Genomic DNA, 1,270 nt, shown 5'->3' on the forward strand with positions numbered 1-1,270 from the left:
GGGACTGCCCCGGGTTTGGTTGACACTGACATCTCAGGTCCGTGAGGGCCTGGTGAGAGGATGTATGTCATGCCCAAGCCCCATCCCCAGGAGTTCCGCGACGACGTGATCGCGATCGCCCGCAAGGGCGAGGCCCCGATCGGCCAGATCGCCAAGGACTTCGGGATCAGCGAGTCCTGCCTGCGCAACTGGCTGACCAAGGCCGACCGGGCCGATGCCCCGGCCGGCGACAACCGCTCGGCTGCCGAACTGCGCGAGGCCAAGAAACGCATCCGGCTGCTGGAACAGGAGAACGAGGTCCTGCGCCGCGCCGCGGCCTACCTGTCCCGTGACATCAACCCAAAATGATGTACCCCTTGGTTACTGACCTGGCCCAGGCCAAGGGGACACAGATTCGGGTGCCGGTGGCGGTCTCGTGCCGGGTGCTGGGTTTCTCCCGGCAGGCCTACTACCAGTGGCTCGCCGACCCCGTGTCGCAGCGTGACTGGGACGATGCGCACCTGATCAACGCCGCGATCGACCTGCATGGCGAGGACCCCGGTCTGGGCTACCGACTGATCGCCGATGACCTGCCCGAGGTGGGCATCATCGCTGGTGAGAACCGGGTCCACCGGCTGTGCAAGGTGCAGCGGATCCGCTCGTTCCACTCCGTCAAGAACGGCTCGTGGAAGACGCCCGGGGACCCGGTCCACGACGACCTGGTCCAACACCACTTCACCGCTGAACAGCCCAACCTGTTGTGGTTGACCGACATCACCGAGCACCACACCGCCGAGGGAAAGCTGTACCTGTGCGCGGTCAAGGATGCCTTCTCCAACCGCATCGTCGGCTACTCGATCGATGCACGGATGAAGGCCAGCCTGGCCGTCAACGCGCTACGGATGGCCGTTCAGCGGCGTGGTGACGTGGCGGGGTGCGTGGTGCACTCGGACCGGGGCAGCCAGTTCCGGTCGAAGAAGTATCTGCGGGAACTCGACGCCCATCACCTCACCGGGTCGATGGGCCGGGTTGCCGCGAGCGACGACAACGCGGCCATGGAGTCCTTCTTCGCCCTGGTGCAGAAGAATGTGCTGAACCGTCACCTCTGGACCAGCCGGGCCGAGTTGCGGTTGGCGATCATTACCTGGATCGAACGTTCCTACCACCGCCGACGCCGCCAACGGCGTCTCGGCAAACTCACCCCAGTAGAGTTCGAACTGGTCCATCAGACGGTCGCACAGGCCGCCTGACCAGCCCCTAGAAATCTGTCAACCAAACTGGGGGCATTCCC

The 1,270-nt window shown here is 64.9% G+C and carries 1 protein-coding gene; it reads left to right on the top strand.

Translation table 11 applies throughout. The features are described from left to right. The first annotated feature begins 69 nt into the window (after window positions 1-69). A protein-coding gene (locus AAEX60_RS16360) for an IS3 family transposase (RefSeq protein ID WP_342105066.1) occupies window positions 70-1,229 on the top strand; the annotation gives its coding sequence in 2 pieces (ribosomal slippage) (window positions 70-334 and window positions 334-1,229; 1,161 coding nt in all). Window positions 1,230-1,270 lie beyond the last annotated feature (41 nt).

Source organism: Luteococcus sp. H101 (genome assembly GCF_038433155.1).
Taxonomy (GTDB): domain Bacteria; phylum Actinomycetota; class Actinomycetes; order Propionibacteriales; family Propionibacteriaceae; genus Luteococcus.